The sequence below is a fragment of the Candidatus Symbiopectobacterium sp. NZEC135 genome, assembly GCF_025962695.1.
The window spans coordinates 1-1,088 of sequence record NZ_JAGFPF010000649.1 but is presented as its reverse complement, the minus strand read 5'-3'; the positions used below and the strand labels follow the sequence as shown (position 1 = coordinate 1,088).

Sequence of the window (1,088 nt, the reverse complement as noted above, 5' to 3'; positions counted from 1 at the left end):
TATTCCTGCCACAGTTTTTTCGCAGATCGTCCGCCGCTGCGCCCAACAATATGCAGTGTCCCTTTCAGGCCAAAACGCACGCTCACTTGCTCGTCGGGATGCGGGCGTCGGATACGCATCCCTTGTTCGGCCAAGGACAGAAAACCTAACCGGTGCGGAAGCGTTAGTGCGCCCTGCTCGGGGTACCAGGGTAACACCAGGCTGGCGACGTTGGCGCATGGGGCAACGCAGTACAAACGCTGACGAAAGCGTCGAATCTGCACGCTACCCAACTGTAACAGCGGTTCTGCATCCTGACGGCTGAGTGCCACATCCTGCCACAGGTGCAGCAGTTGTTCGCGTGAAGGCATCGTCACCTCATGCGCTCTCAGCCAACGCCGCAACAGCGCAAAACGGTGCGGTTCACTCAGAGGGATCAAAGCATCAATCGCCAGCGCGCCTTCTGTATCACAGGCCAACTGAAGCGATGCCGCCAAAAGCTCATCCAACAGTTGTTCCTGCTCGGCGCACAGCCGCGCGCTGCGTGCTACGGCCTCTGGAAATGACGGCCAGCGCTGTTTTAGTTGCGGTAGTACCTGCAAACGGAGAAAGTTGCGATCGTAACGCGCGTCGCCATTGCTCTCGTCTTCCACCCACGCGAGCCGGTAATGATGGGCATAATCGTCAAGTCGCGCCCGCGCTACACCCAGCAATGGGCGCAGTAAGGAATTCGCCCCCAACTTCCCCGTAGCCCCCATCGCGGAAAGCCCGGCGGGGCCGCTGCCGCGCTTGGGCGCCAACAGGAACGTTTCACTCTGATCGTCGAGATGCTGTGCGGTGAGCAGCACCTCGTCAGGCAGCAGATGCTGGCGCAGTGCCTGGTAGCGCACCTCGCGCGCTGCCGCTTCAACGCCACGCTCACGCGCATCGACCGTGACCGGCAGCACCGCGCAGGGAATGTCCCATTGCTGGCAGGTATGCATGCAGTGCTGCGCCCAACGATCCGCCTGAGCACTTAGCCCATGGTGCACATAGGCAGCACGTACAACAAGATCCGAGCGCTGCTGCATCAATTGATACAGCATATGCAACAGCACGCTGGAATCCAG

At 60.3% G+C, this 1,088-nt stretch carries 1 protein-coding gene; it reads right to left on the bottom strand.

Annotated features, from left to right (window positions below; genetic code table 11):
• Positions 1 to 1,088, bottom strand: a 1,088-nt coding sequence (gene tilS, locus J5224_RS29470; RefSeq protein WP_264628617.1) for a tRNA lysidine(34) synthetase TilS, incomplete at both ends; no start/stop codon positions are given.